We start from the raw sequence: 25,177 nt of genomic DNA on the forward strand, positions 1-25,177 counted from the left end.
TAGCCCGAGACGGGCCCGGGCTGACAATTTCGACTGTAATGGACGTTTTTAAACGACTAATCGTTGGGGACACTCTTGAACAGGCAACAACCAAGGAGCGTCCCCGGATGCCGGCACTCGGGGACGTTCCTAAAGTGCCGGCACATAAGGAACGTCCCCGAGTGCCGGCTACTGAATGGCGCCGCCGAAATTATCGAACAACCTGTTCAAATACACGAACGAACACCGTCGCGTCTATACTAGAGTGCAGCAATAGAAAGGACTCCGCTTTGAGCATCACGCCCCTCGATAGCATTCGCCGCGCCATCGCCCGCCGCAATGGCGTCGCCGACCCCGCCGTAGCGGGCAGCGGCACCGCAAGGGCCCAGGGCGGACGCATCGAGAACGGCCTGTTCCCCGCCTCCCACACGGCCGAAGAGCTCGCGCGCATCCAGGAGCTAAGCCAGCGTAACGCCGGCGGTCCCGACAGCAGCCAGGCCACACGCCGTCGCCGCGAGCGCGATCGCCAGCCCGGCCCCATCCACCGCATGGTCAATGCCTGGTGGAACCGCCTGCTCGGAGCCGTCTACGGCGGCGGCTTCTCCACGCAAGAAGCCGAGTACGAAGATCACGCCACCCGTCGCGACTACCTTTGGAATACCCTGGGCACCGCCGTATGGGGCATGGCGTTTCCGTTGCTCACCATCGTGTCCACACAGCTCGTGGGCGCCGAGGAGGCTGGCAAATTCTCCATCGCCTTTGTCACCGGCACGCTCATCATGATCGCGTGCAACTACGGCGTGCGCAATTTCCAGGTCTCGGACATCGACGAAAAGACGTCCTTTGCCTCTTACCAGCTCAACCGCTGGATCTGCGGAGCGCTCGCGCTGGCATGCGGCCTGGTATACAGCAGCGCCCGCGGCTACGATGCGCAGATGGCCACAATCGGCCTGGGCGTCTACCTGTATAAGGTGATCGACGGCATTGCCGACGTGTACGAGGGCCGCCTGCAGCAGGCCGACAAACTCTACCTGGCCGGCATGAGCCAAACGCTACGATCCGTCGGCGTCATCGCGGTCTTTAGCGTGGTACTGTTCCTCACGCGCAGCATGCCCATCGCCGCCATGGCCATGGGTGTTACCGCGATCGCCTCGCTCGTTCTGGTCACCGCGCCGCTCGCCCTGCTCGAAACCGAAAAATCGCGCCGCGTGAGCCTGCGCGAGGTCGGTCACCTGTTTATCCAGTGCGCCCCGCTTTTTGGCGCGCTGTTCCTGTTCAACCTTATCGAGAGCATGCCCAAGTTCGTGATGGAAGGCACGCTGGCCTACAAGCATCAGCTGTACTTTAATGCCCTGTTCTTTCCGGCGCAGGCTATTTTGTTGAGCATTGGATTTATCTATAAACCGCAGCTCCTGCGTTTGTCGAGCATTTGGGCTAATCCTCGCAAGCGTCGTCGCTTTGACCTGATTATTGTTGCCGTTATGGCACTGATCGTGGTCATCACCAGCGTGTGCGCCGCATTTATGGCAGGTCCCGGTATTCCCCTCATGAGCTTCATGTACGGCCTCAATTTTGAGCGCTACCGCACGCTGGCACTGCTGATGGTTGTCGCCGGCGGCGTCACCGCGGCCATCGACTTTCTCTACGCCATCATCACGGTGCTGCGCCATGCCGGCGACGTCACCAAAATCTACCTGATCTGCTTCGCCGTAAGCGTAGTGCTGCCGGTGATCCTGATCAACCTGCTGGGTCTGATGGGCGCCGTGGTGAGCTACCTAGCCATCATGGCCCTACTCCTGGTGCTGCTGATTATCGAATACGCCCACATCCGCCAACGCATCGAGCGCGACCGCAACCCGTACGGCGCCTAATTGGCGCAATGGGGGGTCTCGTTGCGGACGATTTGCGACACGCAAAACTAAGTGAGTAGACTTTTGCCGAATCCCTGACCACACCGGCAAAACACAAGTCAGTGACCTGCGGTTTTGTTGAGGCAAATTTGCCGGCTGCTCGGCATTTCCAAAAAAGTCTACTCACTTAGCCAGCGGGCAGCCAAAAAAGAACCGTCGCAACGTCGTTTGACTCCGTTGCGACGGTTTTTCGAGCATTTTCGCACTGCCGAGGACGCAGACGTTCCTCATTTCTCGCGCTTACCGAGCAAGAAGGCGCTATTCTCCGAAAGTAGTCAAAAAAGCTCCGTCCCAAATTAGCTACCCTTTGCACCGATTATTCGCCTGGGTTGATATTCGCGTAGAACTCCGCGCCATCATCCAGGCGCAGGATCCCGACGCGGCCGAACTCGGAGCCGGTGGCGGCGGCGCAGTCGATATCGATACGATCGGGCACGCCGGCGGTATCCTCGCCACCCAGGCGCACAATCTGCCCGCGGCCCGACTCCTCATCAAGCCCCGCCAGGCCGCCAACCTCGCAATAGCGCCCAAGCGACACCGTGGGCGTGTGGCCGCTCACCACGACCGGACCCTCGCCCTCGGCAGAAAGCAGTCCCGTCGGCGCATCCCAATAGCCGTGACGAATCCACAGCAGGTCATCGGACGACTGCACCGCGAGCATCTGCTGCAGCAGCTCGCGATCGGCACCCACCGCTCCGACGCCATCGGCACAATCGACGCCATGCTCAAGTAAAAACGCGCGCGCCGCCTTCATCTCGATTCCAGCATGTACCAGCAGATACGGGCGCTCCTCGGTCTCGGCCACCGCGTAGAGCGGCAGCGCGGCCATCCATCGCACGAGCTCCTCGTATGCCTCAAATTCCATGTCGTTGAGCTGCTCGCTCGTCGTCCAGCCACCGTTGATATCCCAGGTCTCGGCATCGAGCGGATCCTGGCCAATGATGGCATCGAGCATGATCTGCTCGTGATTGCCCTTGAGCACACGGGCGTTGGGCAGCGAGCACACGAGCTTAATAACGCCGACCGGATCGGGCCCGCGATCGATCATGTCGCCCAGCACGTACAGCGTGTCGTCGGACGTCAACGAGATCTTAGACAGGGCCTCGTCAAGCGCACGCACGTGCCCGTGAGCATCAGATGTCACATAGATCGCCATGGTACGCCTCTCCTTGCATTGCGGCCAAAGCCCGGCGCCGCAACTAAAACTTCAAGTTGAACTTAAACGTTACCCATTGTACTCCGTTGCAATAAAGCTGGAAAGGGTTTCCGAGCAGAGGCAAAGACGGCAGCCGTCTATGACGATATCGCGCACGCCCGCAATCCAACCCCATAAACCCACCATCTTTGGGTACAAATAACCGCAGACAACTAACCGTGCCACGCCAACCACCCAGGAGCGGACACCATCCATGAACCAGATCCTTCTTTTTATCGGCCTCGTCATCATTTTGTGCCTGACCATCAAACCCGTCGGCAAAAAGCTCCCCTTCCCCACCCTGCTTATCTTTATCGCGCTCGGCATGCTGTTGGGCGTCAACGGCCCGGCGCATATCGACTTTAGCGACTACGCACTCACCGAAACCGTCTGCAGCACGGCGCTATTGTTCATCATGTTCTACGGCGGCTTTAACACCAACATAGACCGCGCCAAGCCCGTCGCCGCGCCGGCGGTGCTGCTGAGCACGCTCGGCGTCGTCATCACCGCAGGCATCACCGGCGTGTTCGCCCACTTTGTGCTGGGCTTCGACTGGATCGGCGGCCTGCTGCTGGGATCGGTCGTGGCGTCCACCGACGCGGCCAGCGTCTTTAGCGTTCTGCGCGAGCACAGCCTTTCGCTGAGGGGCGGCACCGACTCGCTGCTCGAGGTCGAATCGGGCTCCAACGACCCCGTCGCCTACATGCTCACCGCCGTGCTCGCGACCCTCGCGGCGGGCGGCAATATCGACATTCCCGTGCTGCTGACCAAGCAGATCATCCTGGGCGTGGGGTTGGGCCTTGCCATCGGCTGGACATCCAGCCGTCTGATTGAGCGCGCACACGCAACGGCCGAAGGCGCGCAGACCATCTTCTTGTTCGCCGTGGCCATCGTCGCCTACGCGCTGCCGAGCTACCTGGGCGGCAACGGCTTTTTGGCCGTATACCTTGCAGGCATTGTGCTGGGCGCAAGCGACATCACCGGTAAGGTCGAAATGGCGCACTTCTTCGACACCCTCACCGAGATGGCAGAGATGACCATCTTCTTCTTGCTCGGCCTGCTCGTAACGCCCGCACGCCTGCCGCAGATGCTGCTGCCGGGCCTGGCGCTCATGGCGTTCATGCTCTTCGTGAGCCGCCCCATCGCCGTCGGCGTGCTCCTAGCGCCCTTTAAGACGAATCCCAGCCAGGTCGCGCTCGTAAGCTGGGCGGGCCTGCGCGGAGCAGCTTCGGTCGTCTTTAGTCTCTTTGCCGTGGTGGCCGGCGTTCCCGGCGGACACGACCTATTTGACCTGGTGTTTGTGATTGCCGCGTCGAGCATCGTGGTGCAGGGCTCGCTGCTGCCGGCGGTGGCGAAGAAGCTCGATATGATCGATGCGACCGGCGACGTGCGCCGCACCTTTAACGACTACCGCGACGAGGACGGCATGTCGTTTGTAAAGCTCAAGGTGGGCGCTGGCCATCCGTTTGCCGGGCGCTCGCTCGCCGATATTGGCAGCGCGACGGACATGCTCGTGGTCTTGGTGCTGCGCGACGGGGCACACCCGGTACTGCCCAACGGCGATACCGTCATCGAGGAAGGCGACCTTCTGGTGATGGCAGCCCCAACGTTCGAAGAGCGTGCCGAGGTTACGCTGCGCGAGGTCACCGTGACGCCCCACGGTCGCCTGGCCGGTCAGCGCCTGCGCGACGTGCCGCAGGGCAAGCACCCGTTTATCGTGGTGATGCTCAAGCGCGACGGCCAAACCATCATCCCCGATGGCAACACCCTAATATACGCCGGCGACGAAGCCGTCATCGCCACGCTGGCGTCGTAGTGACCAGGGGTTAGCTAATTTGCGACGAAGAAATCAAGCGCCTAGAGAACCTCATGCCTTCGCTCGCAGATTTGGATTTGCCCGAGGAGTAAAGCACCCCTCCTCCATGTAACCATCCTGTAAATCATAGCGGCGCACTCGGGTTTTGCTGTGATTCGGTCGCGCCTGACGCTCCACTGTGCTAAAGTATCCCGAACGTTCAAACGACTACGAGGGGAACTAGAAGATGGCACGTGTGCACAACTTCTCAGCTGGCCCGGCCGCGCTGCCTACAAGCGTGCTCGCCGAGATCGCCGACGAGATGATGGACTACCGCGGTTGCGGCATGTCCGTACTCGAGATGAGCCATCGATCTAGCATGTACCAGCAGATTATCAACGACGCCGAGGCAACCCTGCGCCGTCTGCTGAGCATCCCCGACAACTACCGCGTCCTGTTTTTGCAGGGCGGCGCCACGCTGCAGTTTGCGGGCATCCCCATGAACCTCATGCGCCGCGGCCGCGCCGGCTACGTCGTGACCGGCAACTTTGCCAACAAGGCGTACAAGGAGGCCGCCAAGTACGGCGAGGCCGTGCTGCTCGCGAGCTCCGAAGACACCAACTTCGACCGCATCCCCGACATGGCCGACATCAACGCGCGTATTGCCGCCGAGGCCACGGGCGACGGGCTCGACTACGTCTACATCTGCCAGAACAACACCATCTTTGGCACCATGTACCGCGAGCTGCCTAACTGCGGCGATGTGCCGCTGGTCGCCGATGTTTCGAGCTGCTTTTTGTCGCAGCCACTCGACGTCGAGCGCTACGGACTCATCTACGCCGGCGCTCAGAAAAACGCCGGCGCCGCTGGCGTGACCGTGGTCATCGTGCGCGACGACCTGATCGCCGACGGCCCGGCCTTTGCGCAGACGCCGCAGTACATGAACCTTAAGACCCAGGCCGCCAAGGGCTCCATGCTCAACACGCCCAACACCTTTGGCATCTACGTGTGCGGCAAGGTGTTCCGTTGGGTTGAGCAGACCGGCGGACTTGCCGCCATGGCCGAGCGCAACTGGGCCAAGGCCAACCTGCTCTACGACCTGCTCGAGCACAGCGAGCTGTTCCATGGCACCGCGCAGGCCAACAGCCGCTCCATCGCCAACGTCACGTTCCGTACCGGCGACGCCGAACTCGACGCGGCCTTTGTTGCGGGCGCGGCAGAGCACCAGATCCAAAACGTCAAGGGCCATCGCCTCGTCGGCGGAATGCGCGCCAGCGTGTACAACGCCGTCACCATGGAGGACGTGCAGGCGCTGGCCACGTACGTGAAGGACTTCGAAGCGCAGCATAGTTTGAGCCCGCGATCTAACTAGCCCGCAACACGCGGGCCGACCAGCCACTTCAAACCACTTGTTATAAACAAATCCGCTAAGGAGTTTTTCATGCGCAAGATTAAAACCATCGACGACATTACCAAGGACGGCAAAGTCGAATTTGGCGAGGGCTACGAGTTTGTGGGCACCGCCGAGGAGGCCGACGCCATTCTGATGCGCTCCACCGACCTGCACGGCTACGAGCTGCCCGAGGGCATCCGCGCCATCGCCCGCTGCGGCGCCGGCGTCAACAACATCCCCGTCGAGGAGTACGCCAAGAAGGGCGTCGTCGTCTTTAACTCCCCCGGCGCCAACAGCAACGCCGTCAAGGAGCTCGTCCTGGGCATGTTGGTGCTCTCGAGCCGCGGCGTGGTGCAATCGATGAACTGGGTGCGTGACAACGCCGACGACCCCGAGATTCAGGTCGATGCCGAAAAGGCCAAGAAGGCCTTTGTGGGCCGCGAGCTCAAGGGCAAGCGCATCGGCGTCATCGGCCTGGGCAACGTGGGCTCCAAGGTCGCCAACGCCTGTGTCGATCTGGGCATGGACGTCTACGGCTACGACCCGTTCATTTCCGTCGAGCACGCATGGGTGCTGAGTCGCGAGGTGCAGCGCGTGGGCACGCTCGAGGACCTCTGCCGCGGCTGCGACTACCTCACCGTGCACGTGCCCAGCAAGGCCGATACCATCGGCATGATCAGCACCGAGCAGATCGACCTGCTGGCGCCCGACGCCGTGCTCATCAACTACGCGCGCGAAACCATCATTGACGAGGACGCCGTCGACGCTGCCCTGCGCGAGGGCAAGCTCAGCTGGTTTAGCTGCGACTTTGCCACGCCTAAGACCGTCAAGATGCCCAACACGTTTATCACCACGCATTCGGGCGCCGGCACCGGCGAGGCCGAGGCCAACTGCGCCGACATGGCCATCAGCGAGCTCAAGGATTACCTGGAAAACGGCAACATCGCGCACAGCGTCAACTACCCCGCCTGCAGCATGGGCAAGGCGCGCGCCGCAAGCCGCATTGCCTGCCTGCATGCCAACGTGCCCAACATGATCGGCCAGATCACGGCCATTCTCGCCAAGGACAACGCCAACGTGCAGCGCATGACCAACGAGTCCGCTGGCGAGAACGCCTACACCATGTTCGACACCGATGAGCACCTGGACGGCAGCACGATCGAGGCACTCAAGCATATTCCGTCGATGTATCGTGTGCGCGTGATTAAATAGCGCCGGCGCCAATCCTGCCAGACAGACCACGAAGCCCATTCGGCCCCCGTTTTCACGAAACGGGGGCCGATTTTGTTGCTCCGGACGACTTTAAAATGATACCCATAACAAGTTTTTTCAGATAATCGATAGTGAGGCTCAAGTCGCTAAGCACACCCGCTTTGATAAACAGCTTTATCAGGGACTTTAGTAGGTAAAAATCGATCTCTATGTGCCGAATGTAAGTTGACTGTCCATTTTCCGAAACAACTTATTCTAGATAGCATTTTTAAGGCCCCTCCAAGGCGAAATATAAGTCTTTTTGTGACCAAAACTCTAGTCCGCGCGACCGTTTTCCACCCGCGCGGCTACATTCCTGCCCAATCGATAAAAATCTCCTCACGAAGCCGCCGTTCGAGCTCCTGCTGTCGCGGCGTCTTGTCTTTCAGCGGCACATCGAGATAGGACATGATGAGCTCCATCACCACGCGGAAGGCATCGGAGTCGGCCAGCTGACCATAGGTCATCAGAATGACGGGATATCCCATCGCTTGCAGCGCCGTCGTTCGATCGGAGTCCGAAATCTTGGATTCAATGGATCCGTGAATGGCTTTACCCTGGCATTCAACCAGACACTCTCGGCTGCCGTCCTTATTTGCCAGCAGGATATCGGCATAGCGCCTATCAAGCCCCGAAATCAGGCGGGCGCTGCGCGTCATACGAATCTCAACGTTATTGGTAAGGCTCAGCCCTTCGCCGCCGCGCAACCTCGTAAGGCCAAACAGCATCGAAGCCTGGACCTCGAGCGGCGATGCTGCCACCCCCGTAATGCATTTCGCGGCTCGTATGAACGATTTAGCGCCGCGGAGCCCCCGGACCTTATCGACGAACTCTGTAAGCTCAGAGAGCTCGATCAAGGGAGGTCGTTTCCACAAGTCCGTTGGATTCCCCGAGACATCCTTTACGTTTTCCCAGCCCGACCGTGCGTCACCCCACCGGCCCCCGTATGCCTGCTCAAGTGCCGACTTTACCTGAGGCGCAATCTTGCACACGGCAAAGGTGCCGCACATCTCATACATGCACATGATTAGACGCTCGTTTGAGACCGAGGAAGCCAGGGTCAGCAGGGTAAAGAGTGGGGACGCAACATCGAGGCCAAACTCCGTCTGCCGCACGGAATCAAACGGCCTCTCCCCGTTCCAAACATGCCTGACAATGCGATCGCCCTTACGTCCGCAGCTGCCCTGCGCCAACACGTGTAACGGGGTGCCCAGGAAATGCGTGACGAGCGGATGCTCACATAGGTGCTCCCTGCGCGGATCGTCCGCAGAATCGGGCAGGTCCGGCATTATTGCCAAGACCTGTGGAGGTATCCGGTGATACCGAAAGGCAGATATGTCGCACAGCATGTCGTCCATGAAGGGTACGTACCCGCTGCGTCGCTTGTGAACCCGCCCGGACGGCAAACGCGCTGGCTCGGCCTGCGAACGGTAAATACTGCCACGCCCACGTCGCGGATCTCTCAGGAGGCTTACAATCGGTTTGGAAAGCAAACTGATTGTGAGGTTGCATATGGTTGATGAGGATTTTGCCTGGCGGCTTGCGCAGGAGCTTGTGCGGATCGACAGCTCAGACCCGGGCGCGTATGAGGATGAAATTGAGCGCTTCATTAAGAGGCTCATTGAGCAGCAGCTGGCACAACTTGATAGTTCTGCGCTCGATGCCGTGCAGATTGAGGAGCTCGAAGTGCTGCCCGGGCGCCGCAACCTTAAAGTCACCGTGCCGGGCCAAAGCGACGAGCCGCGGCTGATCTATATCTGCCACATGGATACCGTCACCTTGGGCGATGGCTGGGACGCAGACATCGAACCGCTTGGGGCGGTTGTGCGCGACGATAAACTCTATGGCCGCGGTGCCTGCGATATGAAGGGTGGCCTGGCCTGCGCCATTGCCGCACTGGTCCATACGCTCGAGCGCGTGGCGGCGGATGGCGCGCTGCCACGCCGCGGCTTTTCGCTCATCTGCTCGGTCGACGAGGAAGACTTCATGCGCGGCTCAGAGGCCGCGATCGATGCCGGCTGGGTCGGCTCGCGTGAATGGGTGCTGGACACCGAACCCACCGACGGACAGATTCAGGTGGCGCACAAGGGGCGCACGTGGTTCGAGATTGAAATGGCTGGCGTGACGGCGCATGCGAGCCAGCCTTGGAAGGGCGCGGATGCCGTCGCCGCCATGGCCGAGGTCGTGTGTTCGCTTCGTCGCGCGTTTGCGGCGCTGCCCGCGCACGATGAGCTGGGGCCTTCGACCATCACGTTTGGCCAAATCGAGGGCGGATATCGCCCCTACGTCGTACCCGACCGCGCCAAAGTCTGGGTCGACATGCGCCTGACCCCGCCGACCGATACGGCCGCCGCAATCAATATGGTCGAGCATGCCATCGCCGTCGCCGAAGCCGCCGTTCCCGGTTGCCATGGCAGCTACACCGTGACGGGCGACCGCCCCGCCATCGAGCGCGACCCGAACTCTCCCCTTCTAGCAGCGCTCAAGCGTGCCGCCGATGACGTAACGGACGCGGACACGACCGTCGGCTTCTTTACCGGCTACACCGATACCGCCGTCATTGCCGGCAAGACAGGCAACCGCAATTGTATGAGCTACGGCCCCGGCTCGTTGGCGCTCGCACACAAGCCCGACGAGTATGTGCCCCATGCCGATATCGTTCGCTGCCAAAACGTGCTCATCGCGCTTGCCGATAACACGCTCTGGGACGCAAGCGGCCAAGTTGGGGCATAATAAGCCGCGAACAAACCGACTCGCGCGTTAGGACCGCCCATGAAAGCACTTCCGTTTCCCTGCATCCGCCCGGCTCAGGACCGTGTGCTCGAGGCGCTGCCTGCGATGGGCGGTATCCTGAGCGGCAACGACGCCCTGCGCGGCGCCATTGCTGACGGCCTAATGCTCAAGGATCCAGGCGCGGCGTATTACGTGTACGAATGCTCGGGCGAGCCGGGTCGCGCGACGGGTGTCGTGGCGATTTGCCCGGTTAACGTACTGACGGGTAGCGACGAGGCTGCCGCCGAGAGCGTCGACGCACTCGCCGCCGCGCGCGCGATCGCCGAGCTCAAGGTGCAGCCGCGCCCCGTGTCGCTCGCCTACGAGGCGTCGCCCGTCATGGATATCATTTTGAGCGCTGCCAAAGAGGGCGCATCGCTCTACGCCGTCACCGATCCCGCGGGCGTCACACATCGCGTGTGGGAGGTCAAGCGCGAGGACGCCGTTGCCGCCATCCGTGCCATGCTCGATCAGGCGCCCGACCCGGTGTTCGCCGGTGACTCCGCCTATGTCGCCGCACTGGCTGGGGCATCGCAGATTCTGGCCGACGAGGCCCGCGCTGCCGGCGCCTACTCTGGCAAAGAGCCGTTCAACTTTGCTGTAGCCGTGCTGTTCCCCGCCGCGCAGGTCAGCGGCAGCGCGCCGCAGGTTCCGACGGGTCTGCTCACTCACCAGGTCTCACGGTTCTAGCGAACTCAAACGCTAAGCTGGAAAACCCAGCATCCAAACAAACAAGGGGCGGAGATGCAGCAAACGCATGCACCTCCGCCCTTTTCGCATCAAACAATTACGCCGGTAAACCGGGCCGCAACGTCAGCGTTATCCACGCTGCGGACCTGCCGCCGCCACGAGCGGCTCTAGCCCCAGCTCGCGCGCGTAGTCTTCCTGCGTAAAGACTTCGACCAGTTCAAACGTATCGGCCGCATCGTCAAACGCAAAATGCAGCACTGAGCAGTTGCCCGGCACGCGTTCGCGCTCGTCGGCCGCCGCGCCCCGCACGTGGTCCAAAAACTCCTTGATAGCTGAGCCATGACTTACCGCGAGCACGCACGTATGGTCCGGACGCTGCATAAGATCGGTCAGCGTCGCCACCATGCGCGTGCGCACCTGGATCTGGCCCTCGCCGCCAAACTGCCGATAGAAGTCGCGCCACGGGCGCTCGGGCATAAGCATCACGCGCTCGGCCTCAAAGTCGCCAAAGAACCACTCACGCAGGCCGTCCAGGCGCTCGTACGCCAAGCCCGGCCACAAGTTGGCGATAGTCTGCTCGGTGCGATGAAGCGTAGAGGTGTAGGCATGATCGGGCTCAATGCCGCGCGCACGTAAAAACATGCCGGCGCGCGCCGCCTGGTCGCAACCCAACTGCGTAAGCGGCGAGTCACTCCACCCCTGAATGATACGCTTAAGGTTGAATATCGTCTGTCCATGACGGACCAGATACAGATCTTTATTCATAGGGGTCCTTTCGTTCCTTACCAACCCAAGAGCGAAAACGCCCCGTCGCAATAGCCAAAATGAAGCACGGCACCGTTGTCGGGTAGCTCTCCCCCGCCAGTCACATACTCAAGAAACTCCTGGCAGGCTGAGCCGTGGGAAACCGCCAGCACGCAGTCGTGCTGCGGCCGGGCCATAATACGGGACAGCGCCGCGACCATGCGCGACTGAAGCTGCACTTCCGACTCGCCGCCAAAGGCCACCGGATAATCGCCCCAGGGCTGCGGCGGCATCTCGCGATTTGATGTGCCCTCCAGCGAGCCAAAATGCCACTCACGCAGGTCATCGACCAGCTCAATGGAACGGCCCTCGCCAACGATAAGCTCGGCCGTATGCCGCGCCCGGCCCAACGGCGAGGAATACACATGATCAAAGGCCACGCCACGCGCCGCAAACGCCGTACGCGCCGTCAGCGCCTGCTCGCGCCCGCGCGCCGTAAGCGGCGAATCGTGCCAGCCCTGCAAAATGCTCTGCACATTGAGCTCAGTCTGCCCATGCCGCACCAAATACAGATCTGCCACACACCCTCCCCTCGTACCACCACAAAGGGGACAGGAGCCTTTGTGGTGATTTTGCCGCCGGATTGCACCGCAACGACGCACAACTACAGCAGCACGTCGGCAAGCGGACGCTTGGGTACGTGGTGCACCTGCGCCTCGTCGCGCCAATAATTGATGGAGCCGTCGGGGTTGGAATCGATCGCATCGATCACCTGTGTCTCGGCCGGAACGCCAAAGGCCATGATCAGCTTGAGCTCATACTTGTCGTTATCGAGCCCCATGGCATCGATCGCGCGGGGCGTAAAGGCCTTGAACATGCAGGCTGCCACCTCGGGCGTGGCGCTGCGGGCGGCGAGCATCATCGTCTGCGCGGCAATGCCCGTGTCGACCTCGGTAATGGGAGCGGCAGGCTTGCCCGGAACGGCGCGCTCGGCCAGAATCGCGATGTAGCCGGTCGGACGCTCGCCCTCGGCAGGACCCGGCCAATCCTTAAGCGCGCCGGCCCATGCAAGCTCATCAAATACACGCGCGCAATCCTCGGCACCGCTCACCACATGAAAACGCAGACGCTGAGCATTGGCGCCGCAGGGAGCCAGGTGCGCCAGTTCCGCCAGCTCGAGCAAAAACTCGCGCGGCACGCGCATGGACTCGTCAAAACGGCGGCACGTACGGGCGCGGCGGACCAGCGCGTCAAACGTGTCCAGGCCAAGCTTTTCGCAGCCCTGCTTTGCCATCGATTCTGCGCTTACCGGCGCTGCGGGAACTGCTTCGTTCATAAGACCCCCAATAAAAGCCAATTGTTCTTAAGAAAATCTAACCTAAAACGTAGGCAATTACACACAGCGGCGCAATGTTCCACACCTGTTGAATATTCCGCATCCAAACGGGAACAAAGGTAACAATTCGGGAAGATGAGGCTCCCATTCGCCCTTCCCGCCCCACGCGACGGCGCCCTTGGGCGATACTGGTTGCAAGAGCTACGGCTTACGCCGCACGGAAAGGAGACATCATGGGCATCTTTAAGAACGATGACAAGCAATCGAGCGCGTTTGGATTTGACGAGAAAAGCATGGCAGGCAAGGCCGTCAAGGCCGTGCGCTGGATTTACGCCATCACGGGCGTCTTGGCGCTCATTGCTGGTATCGCGCTGCTTTTTGCACCCGCCAAGTCCCTCGTCTTTTTGACGACCGTCCTGGGCTTCTACTTTGTGATTACGGCAGCCATCAGGCTGTTCACTGCCATTTTTGAGCCGCTGCTGCCCACCGGCTGGCGCGTCACGAGCATCATCTCCAACCTACTCATTATCCTGGGCGGCGTCATAATCCTGCGCAACCAGGCCTTCTCGACCGCGACGCTCACCACGATGGTGGTTATCGTGGCCGGCTTTGGCTGGATTGTCGAAGGTGTCATGTCCATTCTGGAGTCCGAGCTTTCGTCCAACCGCGCCCTCGCTATCCTGAGCGGCGCACTTTCCATCATCGCCGGCATGTTCGTGTTTATCTATCCGCTGTGGTCGGCCAAGATGCTCGTCATCTTTAGCGGCGCCGCGCTGCTGGTGTTTGGCGTAACGCTGATTGTTCGCGCTATTCAATTTGGCAAACTGGTGCACTAGATGCCGCGAACGCTCTTTATTGATGCCGACGCCTGCCCGGTCACGCGCGAGTCGATTGACTGCGCGCGGCGGGCGGGCGTCGCCGTTGTTATCGCCGGCAACAGCACGCAAAACCTGGAACGGCACATTCGCCGCGACGACCCGCGCGATGCCGAGCACGCGCGTCGCGGCTTTTGGGTCACGACGCTCGACGTGAGCGTGGGCGCCGACAGCGCCGACTTTGCCATTGTCGAACGCCTGCAGGCGGGCGACGTGGTCGTGACGCAGGACATTGGCTTGGCGAGCATGGTGCTCGGGCGCGATGCCGCCGCCATCGGTGTGCGCGGGCGCGTGTACGACAAGGCGACTATCGATATGCAGCTGTTTATTCGCCACGAGGAAAAGAAGGTACGCCGCGCCGGCGGACGCACTCGCGGTCCGGCAGCATTTACCAGCGAAGACCGCGCCCGCTTTAAACGCAACCTCACCGAGTTGCTGCACTAACCAAGGTAGATTTTTGAGACATGCCTAAAATCTACCTTTTTGTTTTGAGCGGTGTGAGCGCTCGGAATCCATAGCTCAACAAAAAACGGGCTTCAAAATGCCATGCGTCGCCGCATTGCGCAGGCGCTGAGCATGGCTATTTGAAGCCCGTTTTTTAGGCCTACTTAGAGGCCAACGGCGGAGAGGATGAGGCCCCAGCCAGCGCCGATGACGTACATCATGATCAGGAACACGGCATTTTCGCGGGCGCTGCGGTTGGTGCGGAACAGCACCAGATAACCCACGCCGGCGGAAATGAGCGTGCTGGCGAGCATCGGCGCCAGTTGCAGCGCGCCTTCCAGATACAGCTGCGTAATGACCACGCTCGCCGAGCAATTGGGAATCAGCCCGACAAGCGCCGAACCCAGGACAGCGAGTGTCTCGTTGCCGCGCAGGAACTGCTCGATCGCGGACTCGCCGAACGTCTCGAGCACGGCGACCAGAATCAGCGTCACCAGAAAAATGAATACCGAGACCTGCACGGTGTGCGAGATCGCACTGCGGATGATCGACAGGACAGGCGTCCCTTCGTGGGAGTGAGAGTGACCGTGACCATCATGGTGTTCATGTTCGCCCTCATGACCGTGATCGTGGCCATGTCCGTGTTCGTGCTCGTCCTCGTCTTCATCACAACCGCAATGGTCGCGCTCGCACAGCTCGTGGATGTGGTCGGCGCTCACGCCTGCCTCGGCCACCTCGTCGATGATGTCACCGCCGCTGTGGTCGTCGTGCGCGCAGTTCACGTGGGCCGGGTTGGCCGCGGTTCCCAGCACGGTACGGCGAATCGCCGCGTGCGCGCGGGCGTTACGGCGCAGGCCGCGAATGGCAGCGTCCACGATAAAACCCGTGACCAGTGCGATCAGCGCTTTCGAAGCCAAAAGCATCGCCATAGTCTGCACGGGAACCTGCTCGGCAAGCAACAGCGGCAGCATCTCATCGGAGGTCGAAAGGAACACCGCCACCAACGTGCCCAAGGTCACGACACGGCCGGCGTACAGCGTTGCTGCCATGGCCGAAAATCCGCACTGCGGCACCATGCCCAGCAGCGAGCCAACCACGGGACCCGCAGCGCCGGCGCGCTTGATAGCGCCGTTGACGCGGTCGCCCGCAACGTGCTCAAGTGTCTCGAGAGCAAGATACGTCACCAACAAAAACGGCAGCAGCGACAGCGTGTCCTTGCCGGCGTCGAGCAGAATATCAATCAGTAAATCCATGACGGATGGAACCTTTCGTGTCTTTCGGCAGCATTGTAAAAGTCCTAGCGGTCAACTAGGGTATTGTAGTTGTCCCGGGCGCGGTGCCAATAGTTGCCTATGGTAAACTATCATCTCGCCATAACTCAGTAACCTCGAGCCGCACAACGCGGCCCGTCCAAGGAGTAGCATATGAACGTATCGCAAGCACTCGAATACGAGCGACAGCCGTTTATCCCCATGTTTATCTACGGCGACCACGGCGCCATGGAGTCCGAGCGCCAGAAGGGCGAGGAGGCCCTCAAGGTGCTCGAGACCGAGTACTTTACCGCCGAGGGCGACCCCGGCTTCGACTTTGCCACCGTGCGCGACCTGGCCGACCGCAACCGCGACCTGTGCGACCAGATTGGCGAGGCGCGTCTGCGCAACGTGACGCCCGCGACGCTCTCGCGCGGCCTGTCCGATGCCGACACCTGCGCCGCCATCGGCAAGATGCAAAAGCGCACCGCCGCGTCCGTTATGCGCGAAATCCGCGGCGACCGCGACGCGCTCGGCGTGGCCTACGCCCGCAAGCCCATCCAGGGCACCGTGCTCGGTATCGACATCGAGACCACCGGCCGTGCACCCGAGCGCGGCTATATCATCAACGTGGGCTGGGAGATCATGGAGCTCACCAGCGACGCCGTCCCGCATGACGCCGAGGCACACTACTGCGGCCTGCCCGACATCTACCGCGGCGAAGATGTGCCGCTGTCGAATATCCACCACATTACCTGGGACGACATCGACGGCAAAACGCCGTTCCGCGAGAACAAGGAGCTGCAAAAGCAGCTGCTCAAGCTTATGAAGAAGTACCCGTACATGGCGCATAACGCCGCCTTTGAGGACAGCTGGTTCAAGATTCACCTGGACGGTTACGCCGAGGCACGCCGCGCGGGTAAGATCATCGTCATCGACTCGCGCCAGATCTGCCGCAGCCTGGACGCCGACGCGCGCTCGCTCCCCCGCGAGTCCGCCCCCGCCGCGCTCGAGAACTGGGCACGCCGTCGCGGCACCCTCGCGCCCGACGCCAACGAGCAGCATCTGGGTCTGGACGACACCGACCTCATGCTCCGCACGGTACAGGCCGAGTTCAACCTCAAGAACCTATTCGCGAAATAACCGATCCATCTGCGGGAGCGCCTGCCAGGCACAGTGCAATCCGTCTGGACGCACCGGCACGCAGTAAACTAGGGCGCAGTCTTATGGCTGCACCCTAGTTTTAATCAAAACGAGCAAATACGCATGCTTCACATAGTCGGCAGGTTGGCCCACCTACTTTTTTCGAGTTGTTCGGCCAGCTGAACCACTAGTCGAGGCCCCTTGAACCGCAATCGAGCGCTATAGTCGCCCCAATTTCGCAACCAAGCCCTATAAATCTACCTGAATCAATTCGAATAGGACGTTGCGATCGCACCATTCGTATAGGATAAGGCCGAATAACTCAAATTATGTTGGTGAGGCATCTGAGCGGTCGGCAAAAACGCTTAGAAGCTACGAATCCGCAACTAAAGTTCACCAAAATGGGGCAGCCGACAGAAACCTCCCCAGCTGAAGCTGCCCCCCCTCAATACGACAGCTCAAAAACCCACCGTTCGCAGAAGATAAGCCGCGCCCCAATACCGTTGCCCGAAGTTTCGAGCGTATATGGCGTCCGCTATGCCATCATGCGCGTATGGGAATCGTTCTGTCACATACCACGGCACGCGCTGTATACCAAACAGTCAGCTCGCTCGCAAGCCACGCGACCGATCCCATACCTATGGAAAAGATCAAGGTGTCTGCGCCGACCACGTCCAACCTGGAAGCGGCGCGAGCATGGCTCAACAGAAAGAATGTCGATTCTGAAAGCATCCATGTGCTGACGTTTTCCAATAATGCCAAAAGGCACCGCAAGGGCTGCATCTGCCACTGCACGCGCTATACGTTTGATGCAGAAAGCTACCTAGAACTCGAGCCGAACGTTTACATCGTCGATATCAAGCTGTGCGCGTTAGAAGCAGCAGCCGACCTCAACCTTTCGGAGCTCGTTGAGTATTACTTTGAAATCTGCGGCTCCTACGCGCTTGGAACGTCCGACGAAACTCAATATCGCGAGCGCCCAGCCCTAACCAGCGTTGAAGAGCTCAGAGCCTTCTTTTCAGAGGCATCGGGGTATCGTGGATCTAATAAAGCACTTAAGGCACTTTCTTATGTACGCGAAGGCTGTCGCTCCCCACTCGAAACGGCGTTTGTCATGATGCTGACAATGCCCAAGTCAATGGGTGGCTTAGCCATACGCGCTATCAAAACGGACTATCCGATCCCAGTCCCCAAAAGATACGCCGCCCTAACGCGACGGACGGTTTTCTACCTCGACGCGCTGCTCGAAAATTCGATGACCGATATCGAATACAACGGCTTTTACCACGACGAGCCCGAACAGCAATCAATTGACGAGGAACGCCGAAACACGCTGCGAAACATGGGATATGCCGTTATCACAGTTAGTCGTCATTCGTTTTTCAAGCAGTCCGCTTTTAGGCGGGTCATGGAAGCGATTCGCATTCGCGAGAAGATATGGCCCGGTCGACTCCCGGATAACTTCGCCATCCTGCAAGAAACTCTTCGTCAATTTGTCTTGCGGCGCTACTTCGAATACGGTCGCCGCGTCCTGGAGACACTCAAAGAAGAAGAGGCCGCCAAGCGCGAAATTGCAAGCCAATATCCGCAAGCTGATGACCCGAGCATCAACGATGTGCCAGAACCCGACGACATGCAACACGTCGGGGCCCTTGCTGAGGAAATCAATGGGCCTTGGGAATGCGACATGTTCGCAAAAATCGATGAAAACCGCACGGAAGACGACACGATTATTGATCTAATTGAGAATTCGCTCTTCTAAAGGCGATCTCTGCGGATGTCCACCTACATTTTTCGACTTATTCGGCCACCGATGTGCCAGATTGGCTGCAGCAATGCTCAATATAACTTTAGATAAAACTGATTCTGCAGGAACTCCCGTAGAGGAAGAACTGATTCTCGCTGTATTTAACACGATAAAGTACAAATATGAACAGTCCTAATGCTTCTCAAGGTGGCTTTCTTAGCATGCTGGCCGAACATCTCGAAATATGTTGGCGAGTATTGCGTCGATGTATCCCAACCCGCAGAAAATCGCAGAGGCGGCAAGCAGTCATCGAAGTTAACGTAAATTGTATTGACATATGAACATGCGCTCATATAATCGGAAGTAAGTTATATGATCGCATGTTCATATGAAAGGATATTGCAATGAGCAGCCACGCTGATGAAACAAAGACTGGCATCGAGGCCACCGAGCCGATCGTCCCCACCACCTGCTCGCCCGAGGACCTTCCCGACGAGGAGCTGTTGTACGACCTGGCCGACCTGTTCAAGGTCTTCAGCGACACCACACGCATCAAGATTCTCTATGCCCTCATGGGTCGCGAGCTCTGCGTGGCTGACATCGCCGAAGCGACCGCGACCTCGCAGTCTGCGGTGTCGCACCAGCTGCGCACGCTTAAGCAGTCGCACCTGGTCAAGTTCCGCCGCGACGGCCGCAACATTCTCTACTCGCTCGCCGACGATCATGTCTACACCATGCTCAACCAGGGCATGAGCCATATCTGCGAATAGCAATCAACCACGGTATCAGCGCGGCCGGCACCCAGACCGCTAACACAGGGAAAGGAACCCACCATGAAAAAGCAGTTTAAGCTCGACGAGATCGATTGCGCCAACTGCGCGCGTGAACTTCAGGACGAGCTGGCTAAGCTCGATGGCGTCAAGTCCGTTTCGGTCAACTTTATGACCCAGAAGCTGACGCTCGAGGCCGACGACGCCGAGTTCGACGAGGTCCTGGACCGCGTCGTTGAGTTTACCGCCGATGCCGAGCCGGACTGCGAGATCATTCTCTAACCCGCGCATACGTTGACCTGTAAGGCCGCGCTTGCCGCGGCCTTTGCTCGCGAAATTATATGAGCAAGTGTTCATACACTCAAATGGGAGGTTTGAATCATGGCGGCCGCCGATTCCAAAAAGAAAAAGAAGAAGCGCAAGAAGAAAGAGTCCCTTGAGCACAAGCGCAACCGCATCCTGGTAGCACTGGGCATTTTTGCCGTTGTTTATGCCCTCGACGAGCTCGGCGCCCTCGCTATCGCATTTGGGGAGCCCGGCAACATCTACGCCAGCTTTGTGCTGTTCCTCGTGCCGTTTTTGATTGCCGGCTACGACGTACTGCAAAAGGCATTCAATAACATCCGCCGCGGCAAGGCCTTCGACGAGAGCTTCCTCATGGCCGTCGCGACCATCGGCGCGTTTGCCATGGTGCTCTTCCCCGACACCGACCCGCACATGGCCGAAGGCGCCGCTGTCATGCTGTTCTACCAGGTCGGCGAGTTGTTCCAGGCATACGCCGTGGGCAAGAGCCGCAAGTCGATCAGTGCCATGATGGACATCGCGCCCGACTACGCTAACGTCGAGCAAGCCGACGGCACACTCGAACAGGTCTTTCCCGATGACATCGCCGTCGGCACCGTGATCGTGGTCAAGCCCGGCGAGCGCGTGCCTATCGACGGCGTCATCGTCGAGGGCGAAACCCAGCTCGACACCGCCGCACTCACGGGCGAGTCGGTCCCCCGCCCGGCCAAGACCGGCGACGATATCATCAGCGGTTGCATCAACATGACGGGCCTCATCCACGTGCGCACCACCAAGCCCTTTGGCGAGTCCACCGTCGCGCGTGTTCTGGAGCTCGTGGAGAATGCCAGCGAAAAGAAGGCGCGCACCGAGAACTTCATCACGCGCTTTGCCCGCGTCTACACCCCCGCCGTCACTGGCGCTGCCGCGGTGCTCGCGCTTGGCGGCGGCCTGGTGACTGGCGCTTGGTCCGATTGGATCCTGCGCGGCCTGACCTTCCTGGTCGTCAGCTGCCCGTGCGCCCTCGTGATCAGCGTACCGTTGAGTTTCTTTGGCGGCATCGGCGGCGCGTCCAAGCTGGGCGTTCTCATCAAGGGCTCCAACTACCTCGAGACGCTCGCCGACGTGGACACCGTCGTCTTCGACAAAACGGGCACCCTCACCAACGGCACGTTCTCAGTCGTCGCGGTGCACCCCGAGGCTGGCTATACCGAGCAGTCGCTGCTCGAAGTCGCAGCCCTTGCTGAATTGTTCTCTGATCACCCCATCGCGCAGTCCGTGCGCGACGCCTACCAGGGCGAGGTCGACCCCAAGCGCGTGAGCGACTCCGCCAACGACGCGGGCCACGGCGTGACGGCAACCATCGACGGCAAGCACGTCGTCGTCGGCAACGCCAAGATGCTCGCCGCGGCCGGCGTTGAAGCACCGGACTGTGAGGTTGCCGGCACAATCCTCCACGTTCTCGTTGACGACGTGTACGCCGGCCACATCGTGATTGCAGACACCGTTAAGGCCGATGCCGAGCAAACGATTCGCAACCTGCACGCCGCCGGCGTCAAGCGCACCGTCATGCTCACGGGCGACCGCGAGGAGGTTGCGACGTCCGTTGCCGAACAGTTGGGGCTCGACGAGTTCCACGCGCAGCTGCTGCCGGGCGACAAGGTCGAGCGTGTTGAAGTGCTGCTCGAGGCCGAAAGCGGCAAGGGCAAGCTCGCCTTTGTCGGCGACGGTATCAACGACGCGCCTGTGCTTACGCGCGCCGATGTGGGCATTGCCATGGGCGCTATGGGTTCCGACGCCGCAATCGAGGCGGCGGACGTCGTGCTGATGGACGACAAGCCGTCCAACATCTCCCGCGCGATCCGCGTGGCGCGCAAGACCATGTCGATTGTTTGGCAGAACATCATCTTTGCGCTGGGTATTAAGCTGCTGATTTTGGTGCTTGCGGCGCTGGGCATCGCCAATATGTGGCTTGCCGTCTTTGGCGACGTGGGCGTGGCGATCATCGCCATCCTGAACGCCATGCGCGCGATGGGTGTCAAGAACCTGTAGCGCCTGTGGTCCCTCCGGCCGGGGCCGGGCTTGGTTTTGAAAACGTCCTCGACCAATGAAGCGCCCCCGTTCTGCTCCTTCGGAGCTACGAACGGGGGCGCTTCTGGTCTGCGGAGTGTTTTCAAAAACCAAGCCCGGTCCCGGCCTGCGGTAACGTTGCTGGCGGTTCTTGGACATCGCTTGGTGGCGGGGTTCCTTGTCTGAGTTGGACTTGGTTGGCGGGGCTACTGGTCCCGGTCGCTGTCCCGTCCCAGCATCGCCCTCAGCTTCTCAAAGCTTTCCTCGCTCAGGCAGTGCTCCATGTGGCAGCCCTCTTGCGACGCGACCTCAGCCGAAACACCCGCATCCTCCAGCAGCCCCACGAAAAAGCAGTGACGCTCCCACATTTGGCGAGCGACCTCCAGACCACGCTCCGTCAGATGAACGTCGCGCTTGCCCATTTCGACATAGCCGTTGCTTTCCAACGTCGCCATGGCCTTGGAAACGCTCGCCTTGGTTACGCCGAGGTACTCCGCAACGTCGATCGAGCGCACGATGCCCTGACGTTCCGATAGAACGTAGATCGATTCGAGATAGTCTTCTCCGGATTCACGCAGGGCCATGGGCCGCCTTTCGCGATGGCTTCTAGTTAGCCTTTGGATACTTTTGCTTGATTTACTTTACCGCAAAAGTTGCCCATGTCTTACTACTTTGCCTAAAAGTTAGCCGTGTTTCACAAAACATGCGGGACGAAAACAAAATGGAGACCCCGCAAGGAGTGTCCCCAGCTGCCGGCAGAAAAGGAACGTCCCTAAGTGCCGGCCGCAGCTACAGTAGCCCAAAGTGCTTGGCGGCGTTGTAAATGCCGTCGTCGTCTACGGCGGTCGTCACGTAGGTCGCCGCGGCCTTCACGGTATCCTGCGCGTTGCCCATGGCCACACTTGTGCCCACGGCCGAGAACATCGACAGGTCGTTCTCGCCGTCGCCAAAGGCGATCGCCTCGCTCGCGTCGATGCCCAAGCGCTCCAGCGTCGCCGCCACGCCCAGGTCCTTGCCGCCGTTAGCGGGAATAATATCGCAGAACAGATCGCACCAGCGCGTAGTGAGCGAATGCGACACCGCGTCGGTCACGATATGCTCGTCGGCCGGATCAACAAAGGCGCAAAACTGGTAGACCGGCGCGTCAAAGGCATGGTCAAACGGCTCCTCGTGATAGACGATTCCCGCGTTGTTGCCGGCCGCCACCACGCGCTCGGACAGGCGATTCACAAACGAGTTCTCGCCCTGCATGCACAGCGAGTCGTAGCACCCCTCGGCCACCTGGTCCACAATCACCGCAACATCGTCCGGATCGATCGGGCAGCTGCGGTAAACGCCCTTGCCATCAAAACAATGCTGGCCCGAAAGCGTAATGTACGCATCCCAACCCAGGCCGAACAGCCAATCCGGCATCTGGTAGGTCGGGCGACCCGTGGCGATCACGCACGCAATCCCCTGCTCATGAAAGCTGTCGAGCACCTGCTGCGCCGACGCCGGAATCCGGTGCGTCTTAAAACTCAGCAGCGTGCCGTCGATATCGAAAAATGCGGCCTTGATCATCCTCGCCTACTCCTCGCCCTCGAGCTTTTCACTCGCCTCGAGCCACGCCATCTCCAGCTCGTCCATGGCGGCGTGGGCCTCGTCGATCTTTGCCTGCTGCTCGCCGAGCGTCGTGTAGTTGGTAGGATCGACCTGGGCCATGGCGGCCTCGGCCTCCTCCACGCGAGCGCGCTGCGTTTCCATCTTGCGCTCGAGCGAGCTCACCTCACGACGGAGCTTTTGGCGCTCGGCATTGGAAAGGCCGTTGGGCTGACCGCTCGACTTGGGCTTTTCGGCCGCAGCTGCCGCGGCACCGGTGTCGAACGTACCGGTCTTGGCGCTCGGTGCACCCACGGGCTCGCCCTCGGCGGTGGCGTTGCACAGGCGCAGGTATTGGTCGACGCCACCGGGCATATGCGTCAGGTGGCCGTCGAGCAGCGCCCACTGCTGGTCGGTCACGCGCTCCATCAAAAAGCGGTCGTGCGTCACCAGAATCAGCGTGCCGGGCCAGCCGTCCAGCAAGTCCTCGACAATCGCCAGCATGTCGGTATCCAGGTCGTTGCCGGGCTCGTCCAGGATGAGCACGTTGGGTTCGTCCAGGATCGTCAGCAGCAGCGACAGGCGACGGCGCTGGCCGCCCGAAAGATCACCGATGCGGCTCCAGAGCTGCTGCGTCGTAAAGCCCAGGCGCTCGCAAAGTTTCTCGGGCGAGGTCTCCTTGCCGTCGATGACGTAGTACTTCTTATAGCTGCTCAGCACCTCGCGGATCGTGTCACCCATGTAGGGCTCGAGCTCCTCGAGCTGCTGCGATAGCACGCCAAAACGCACCGTCTGGCCAATCTTCACGCGGCCGCGAAGGGGCGCGATCTTGCCCTGGATCACTTCAAGCAGTGTGGACTTGCCAGCGCCGTTCTCACCCAGCAGACCATAGCGATCGCCCGCGCCAATGAGCCAGGTCACGTCGGAGAGCACCTGCTTGGGCGCGCCATCGGCATCTGCATAGCCGGCGTCCACGTCGATCACATCGATAACCTGCTTGCCCAGGCGGCTCACGGCCAGGCGCTTGAGTTCCAGCTCGTCACGCACGGGCGGCACGTCGGCGATCAGCTCGCGAGCAGCCTCAACGCGAAACTTGGGCTTGGTGGAGCGCGCCTGGGCACCGCGGCTCAGCCACGCGAGCTCCTTGCGCGCCATGTTGCGACGGCGTTCCTCGGTAACAGCGGCCATGCGGTCGCGCTCCACGCGCTGCAGGATGTATGCCGAGTAGCCGCCCTCGAAGGGATCGACCTGGCCGTCGTGGACCTCCCACATACTGGTGCAGACCTCGTCCAAGAACCAGCGGTCGTGCGTGACCACGAGCATGGCGCCCTGACCGCGCTGCCAGCGGGCCTTTAGGTGGCGCGCGAGCCAGTTGATGGTGCGCATGTCCAGGTGGTTGGTGGGCTCGTCGAGCATGAGCACGTCGTAGTCGCCAATCAGCAGGCGCGCGAGGTCCACGCGGCGGCGCTGACCGCCCGAAAGCTCGCCCACCGTGCCCTCCCAGGGCACATCACTAATGAGGCCGGCGAGGATCTGGCGCGTACGGGGGCTCGACGCCCACTCGTACTCGGGGGCGTCACCCACAACGGCATGATGCACGGTATCGGTATCGACAAGCTGGTCCTTTTGGCCGAGTAGACCGATCGTGATGCCGCGGCGGTGCGTCACGCGTCCGTCATCGGGCTCCAGCGTGCCGGCGAGCACGCTCAGCAGCGTCGACTTGCCGTCGCCGTTTTTACCGACAATACCAATGCGGTCGCCCTCGCCCACGCCGAGCGTCACGCTATCGAAAATATGCTTGGTGGGAAACTCTAGGCTGACGGAATCGCATCCCAAAAGAATCGCCATATGCCCTGCTCCTTCGTAGAAATTCAACGTTCTCCATGATAGCGAAAACCACCACAAAGGGGACGGGCGCCTTCGTGGTGGTTTTGGGCAAGCGCACCAGCACAC

The 25,177-nt window shown here is 60.6% G+C and carries 22 protein-coding genes; 13 read left to right on the forward strand and 9 right to left on the reverse strand.

Going from position 1 to position 25,177, the window contains the following annotated elements; translation table 11 throughout:
- The first annotated feature begins 269 nt into the window (after positions 1 to 269).
- Positions 270 to 1,850 carry a lipopolysaccharide biosynthesis protein gene (locus tag DXB86_RS01465; RefSeq protein ID WP_233504110.1) on the forward strand — a complete coding sequence of 527 codons (1,581 nt, stop codon included), beginning with the start codon at positions 270 to 272 and terminating at the stop codon, positions 1,848 to 1,850.
- A 355-nt stretch (positions 1,851 to 2,205) separates the two neighbouring features.
- Here the strand turns inward: DXB86_RS01465 and DXB86_RS01470 are convergent, their stop codons facing one another.
- Positions 2,206 to 3,045 (reverse strand): metallophosphoesterase, encoded by an 840-nt coding sequence (locus DXB86_RS01470; protein WP_117735905.1) that lies wholly within the window; start codon positions 3,043 to 3,045, stop codon positions 2,206 to 2,208.
- Positions 3,046 to 3,298: 253 nt separating this feature from the next.
- Here DXB86_RS01470 and DXB86_RS01480 point away from each other — a divergent pair, with 253 nt between their 5' ends.
- From DXB86_RS01480 to DXB86_RS01490, 3 genes are all read left to right on the forward strand, one after another.
- Positions 3,299 to 4,900 (forward strand): potassium/proton antiporter, encoded by a 1,602-nt coding sequence (locus tag DXB86_RS01480; protein ID WP_117735906.1) that lies wholly within the window; start codon positions 3,299 to 3,301, stop codon positions 4,898 to 4,900.
- A gap of 226 nt (positions 4,901 to 5,126) precedes the next feature.
- Positions 5,127 to 6,251, forward strand: a complete 1,125-nt coding sequence (gene serC, locus DXB86_RS01485; protein ID WP_117735907.1) for a 3-phosphoserine/phosphohydroxythreonine transaminase — start codon at positions 5,127 to 5,129, stop codon at positions 6,249 to 6,251.
- A 69-nt stretch (positions 6,252 to 6,320) separates the two neighbouring features.
- Positions 6,321 to 7,484, forward strand: coding sequence for a phosphoglycerate dehydrogenase (locus DXB86_RS01490; RefSeq protein WP_117735908.1), 1,164 nt, complete (start codon positions 6,321 to 6,323; stop codon positions 7,482 to 7,484).
- A 347-nt stretch (positions 7,485 to 7,831) separates the two neighbouring features.
- On the opposite strand, the gene DXB86_RS09950 is transcribed toward DXB86_RS01490, so the two are convergent.
- The gene (locus DXB86_RS09950; protein ID WP_117735909.1) at positions 7,832 to 8,881 is read right to left on the reverse strand and encodes a hypothetical protein; all 1,050 of its coding nucleotides are present in this window, start codon (positions 8,879 to 8,881) and stop codon (positions 7,832 to 7,834) included.
- A 154-nt stretch (positions 8,882 to 9,035) separates the two neighbouring features.
- Here DXB86_RS09950 and DXB86_RS01500 point away from each other — a divergent pair, with 154 nt between their 5' ends.
- Complete coding sequence (locus tag DXB86_RS01500) at positions 9,036 to 10,256, forward strand: M20 family metallopeptidase (protein WP_117735910.1); 1,221 nt, start codon at positions 9,036 to 9,038, stop codon at positions 10,254 to 10,256.
- Positions 10,257 to 10,295: 39 nt separating this feature from the next.
- Complete coding sequence (locus DXB86_RS01505) at positions 10,296 to 10,985, forward strand: DUF1015 family protein (RefSeq protein ID WP_117563978.1); 690 nt, start codon at positions 10,296 to 10,298, stop codon at positions 10,983 to 10,985.
- Between the two features lie 129 nt (positions 10,986 to 11,114).
- On the opposite strand, the gene DXB86_RS01510 is transcribed toward DXB86_RS01505, so the two are convergent.
- The 3 genes from DXB86_RS01510 to DXB86_RS01520 all read right to left on the reverse strand — a co-directional run bounded on the left by DXB86_RS01510 (position 11,115) and on the right by DXB86_RS01520 (position 13,065).
- On the reverse strand, positions 11,115 to 11,750 hold the full coding sequence (locus tag DXB86_RS01510) for a histidine phosphatase family protein (RefSeq protein ID WP_117563979.1): 636 nt from the start codon (positions 11,748 to 11,750) through the stop codon (positions 11,115 to 11,117).
- Positions 11,751 to 11,767: 17 nt separating this feature from the next.
- Positions 11,768 to 12,310, reverse strand: coding sequence for a histidine phosphatase family protein (locus tag DXB86_RS01515; protein WP_055252053.1), 543 nt, complete (start codon positions 12,308 to 12,310; stop codon positions 11,768 to 11,770).
- A gap of 83 nt (positions 12,311 to 12,393) precedes the next feature.
- On the reverse strand, positions 12,394 to 13,065 hold the full coding sequence (locus tag DXB86_RS01520; RefSeq protein ID WP_117735911.1) for a nitroreductase family protein: 672 nt from the start codon (positions 13,063 to 13,065) through the stop codon (positions 12,394 to 12,396).
- A 233-nt stretch (positions 13,066 to 13,298) separates the two neighbouring features.
- On the opposite strand from DXB86_RS01520, the gene DXB86_RS01525 reads away from it, so the two are divergent.
- Together DXB86_RS01525 and DXB86_RS01530 are read left to right on the forward strand one after the other, a co-directional pair.
- Positions 13,299 to 13,901, forward strand: a complete 603-nt coding sequence (locus DXB86_RS01525) for an HdeD family acid-resistance protein (protein WP_117735912.1) — start codon at positions 13,299 to 13,301, stop codon at positions 13,899 to 13,901.
- Positions 13,902 to 14,384, forward strand: coding sequence for a DUF188 domain-containing protein (locus DXB86_RS01530; RefSeq protein WP_055252057.1), 483 nt, complete (start codon positions 13,902 to 13,904; stop codon positions 14,382 to 14,384). It begins immediately after the preceding gene.
- Between the two features lie 164 nt (positions 14,385 to 14,548).
- Here DXB86_RS01530 and DXB86_RS01535 read toward each other — a convergent pair whose 3' ends face one another.
- Positions 14,549 to 15,637 carry a putative manganese transporter gene (locus DXB86_RS01535; RefSeq protein WP_117735913.1) on the reverse strand — a complete coding sequence of 363 codons (1,089 nt, stop codon included), beginning with the start codon at positions 15,635 to 15,637 and terminating at the stop codon, positions 14,549 to 14,551.
- Positions 15,638 to 15,808: 171 nt separating this feature from the next.
- Here DXB86_RS01535 and DXB86_RS01540 point away from each other — a divergent pair, with 171 nt between their 5' ends.
- The 5 genes from DXB86_RS01540 (at position 15,809) to DXB86_RS01560 (ending at position 21,628) form a co-directional block, all read left to right on the forward strand.
- Complete coding sequence (locus tag DXB86_RS01540; protein WP_117563984.1) at positions 15,809 to 16,777, forward strand: 3'-5' exonuclease; 969 nt, start codon at positions 15,809 to 15,811, stop codon at positions 16,775 to 16,777.
- 640 nt (positions 16,778 to 17,417) lie between these two features.
- The gene (locus tag DXB86_RS01545; RefSeq protein ID WP_117817598.1) at positions 17,418 to 18,539 is read left to right on the forward strand and encodes a hypothetical protein; all 1,122 of its coding nucleotides are present in this window, start codon (positions 17,418 to 17,420) and stop codon (positions 18,537 to 18,539) included.
- Positions 18,540 to 18,928: 389 nt separating this feature from the next.
- On the forward strand, positions 18,929 to 19,294 hold the full coding sequence (locus DXB86_RS01550; protein ID WP_055252065.1) for a helix-turn-helix transcriptional regulator: 366 nt from the start codon (positions 18,929 to 18,931) through the stop codon (positions 19,292 to 19,294).
- 63 nt (positions 19,295 to 19,357) lie between these two features.
- Positions 19,358 to 19,576, forward strand: a complete 219-nt coding sequence (locus DXB86_RS01555; RefSeq protein WP_006235433.1) for a cation transporter — start codon at positions 19,358 to 19,360, stop codon at positions 19,574 to 19,576.
- 99 nt (positions 19,577 to 19,675) lie between these two features.
- On the forward strand, positions 19,676 to 21,628 hold the full coding sequence (locus tag DXB86_RS01560) for a heavy metal translocating P-type ATPase (protein WP_199410963.1): 1,953 nt from the start codon (positions 19,676 to 19,678) through the stop codon (positions 21,626 to 21,628).
- 224 nt (positions 21,629 to 21,852) lie between these two features.
- Here the strand turns inward: DXB86_RS01560 and DXB86_RS01565 are convergent, their stop codons facing one another.
- The 3 genes from DXB86_RS01565 to DXB86_RS01575 form a co-directional block, all read right to left on the reverse strand.
- Positions 21,853 to 22,230 carry a metal-dependent transcriptional regulator gene (locus tag DXB86_RS01565; protein WP_117735915.1) on the reverse strand — a complete coding sequence of 126 codons (378 nt, stop codon included), beginning with the start codon at positions 22,228 to 22,230 and terminating at the stop codon, positions 21,853 to 21,855.
- 205 nt (positions 22,231 to 22,435) lie between these two features.
- Complete coding sequence (locus tag DXB86_RS01570) at positions 22,436 to 23,206, reverse strand: Cof-type HAD-IIB family hydrolase (protein WP_117735916.1); 771 nt, start codon at positions 23,204 to 23,206, stop codon at positions 22,436 to 22,438.
- A gap of 6 nt (positions 23,207 to 23,212) precedes the next feature.
- Positions 23,213 to 25,072 carry an ABC-F family ATP-binding cassette domain-containing protein gene (locus DXB86_RS01575; RefSeq protein ID WP_117735917.1) on the reverse strand — a complete coding sequence of 620 codons (1,860 nt, stop codon included), beginning with the start codon at positions 25,070 to 25,072 and terminating at the stop codon, positions 23,213 to 23,215.
- Positions 25,073 to 25,177: the final 105 nt, after the last annotated feature.

Origin of the sequence: Collinsella sp. OM06-18AC, assembly GCF_003438785.1 — a bacterium.
Taxonomy (GTDB): domain Bacteria; phylum Actinomycetota; class Coriobacteriia; order Coriobacteriales; family Coriobacteriaceae; genus Collinsella.

Bases quoted from the DNA above. Each gene is read 5' to 3' on its own strand.
- DXB86_RS01505 (WP_117563978.1), top strand. From the start codon at position 10,296: ATGAAAGCACTTCCGTTTCCCTGCATCCGCCCGGCTCAGGACCGTGTG.
- serC (WP_117735907.1), top strand. From the start codon at position 5,127: ATGGCACGTGTGCACAACTTCTCAGCTGGCCCGGCCGCGCTGCCTACA.
- DXB86_RS01470 (WP_117735905.1), bottom strand. From the start codon at position 3,045: ATGGCGATCTATGTGACATCTGATGCTCACGGGCACGTGCGTGCGCTT.
- DXB86_RS01570 (WP_117735916.1), bottom strand. From the start codon at position 23,206: ATGATCAAGGCCGCATTTTTCGATATCGACGGCACGCTGCTGAGTTTT.
- DXB86_RS01565 (WP_117735915.1), bottom strand. From the start codon at position 22,230: ATGGCCCTGCGTGAATCCGGAGAAGACTATCTCGAATCGATCTACGTT.
- DXB86_RS01520 (WP_117735911.1), bottom strand. From the start codon at position 13,065: ATGAACGAAGCAGTTCCCGCAGCGCCGGTAAGCGCAGAATCGATGGCA.
- DXB86_RS01530 (WP_055252057.1), top strand. From the start codon at position 13,902: ATGCCGCGAACGCTCTTTATTGATGCCGACGCCTGCCCGGTCACGCGC.
- DXB86_RS01560 (WP_199410963.1), top strand. From the start codon at position 19,676: ATGGCGGCCGCCGATTCCAAAAAGAAAAAGAAGAAGCGCAAGAAGAAA.
- DXB86_RS01540 (WP_117563984.1), top strand. From the start codon at position 15,809: ATGAACGTATCGCAAGCACTCGAATACGAGCGACAGCCGTTTATCCCC.
- DXB86_RS01480 (WP_117735906.1), top strand. From the start codon at position 3,299: ATGAACCAGATCCTTCTTTTTATCGGCCTCGTCATCATTTTGTGCCTG.
- DXB86_RS01510 (WP_117563979.1), bottom strand. From the start codon at position 11,750: ATGAATAAAGATCTGTATCTGGTCCGTCATGGACAGACGATATTCAAC.
- DXB86_RS01500 (WP_117735910.1), top strand. From the start codon at position 9,036: ATGGTTGATGAGGATTTTGCCTGGCGGCTTGCGCAGGAGCTTGTGCGG.
- DXB86_RS01490 (WP_117735908.1), top strand. From the start codon at position 6,321: ATGCGCAAGATTAAAACCATCGACGACATTACCAAGGACGGCAAAGTC.
- DXB86_RS01575 (WP_117735917.1), bottom strand. From the start codon at position 25,072: ATGGCGATTCTTTTGGGATGCGATTCCGTCAGCCTAGAGTTTCCCACC.
- DXB86_RS01550 (WP_055252065.1), top strand. From the start codon at position 18,929: ATGAGCAGCCACGCTGATGAAACAAAGACTGGCATCGAGGCCACCGAG.
- DXB86_RS01525 (WP_117735912.1), top strand. From the start codon at position 13,299: ATGGGCATCTTTAAGAACGATGACAAGCAATCGAGCGCGTTTGGATTT.
- DXB86_RS01545 (WP_117817598.1), top strand. From the start codon at position 17,418: ATGGAAAAGATCAAGGTGTCTGCGCCGACCACGTCCAACCTGGAAGCG.
- DXB86_RS01555 (WP_006235433.1), top strand. From the start codon at position 19,358: ATGAAAAAGCAGTTTAAGCTCGACGAGATCGATTGCGCCAACTGCGCG.
- DXB86_RS01535 (WP_117735913.1), bottom strand. From the start codon at position 15,637: ATGGATTTACTGATTGATATTCTGCTCGACGCCGGCAAGGACACGCTG.
- DXB86_RS09950 (WP_117735909.1), bottom strand. From the start codon at position 8,881: ATGGACGACATGCTGTGCGACATATCTGCCTTTCGGTATCACCGGATA.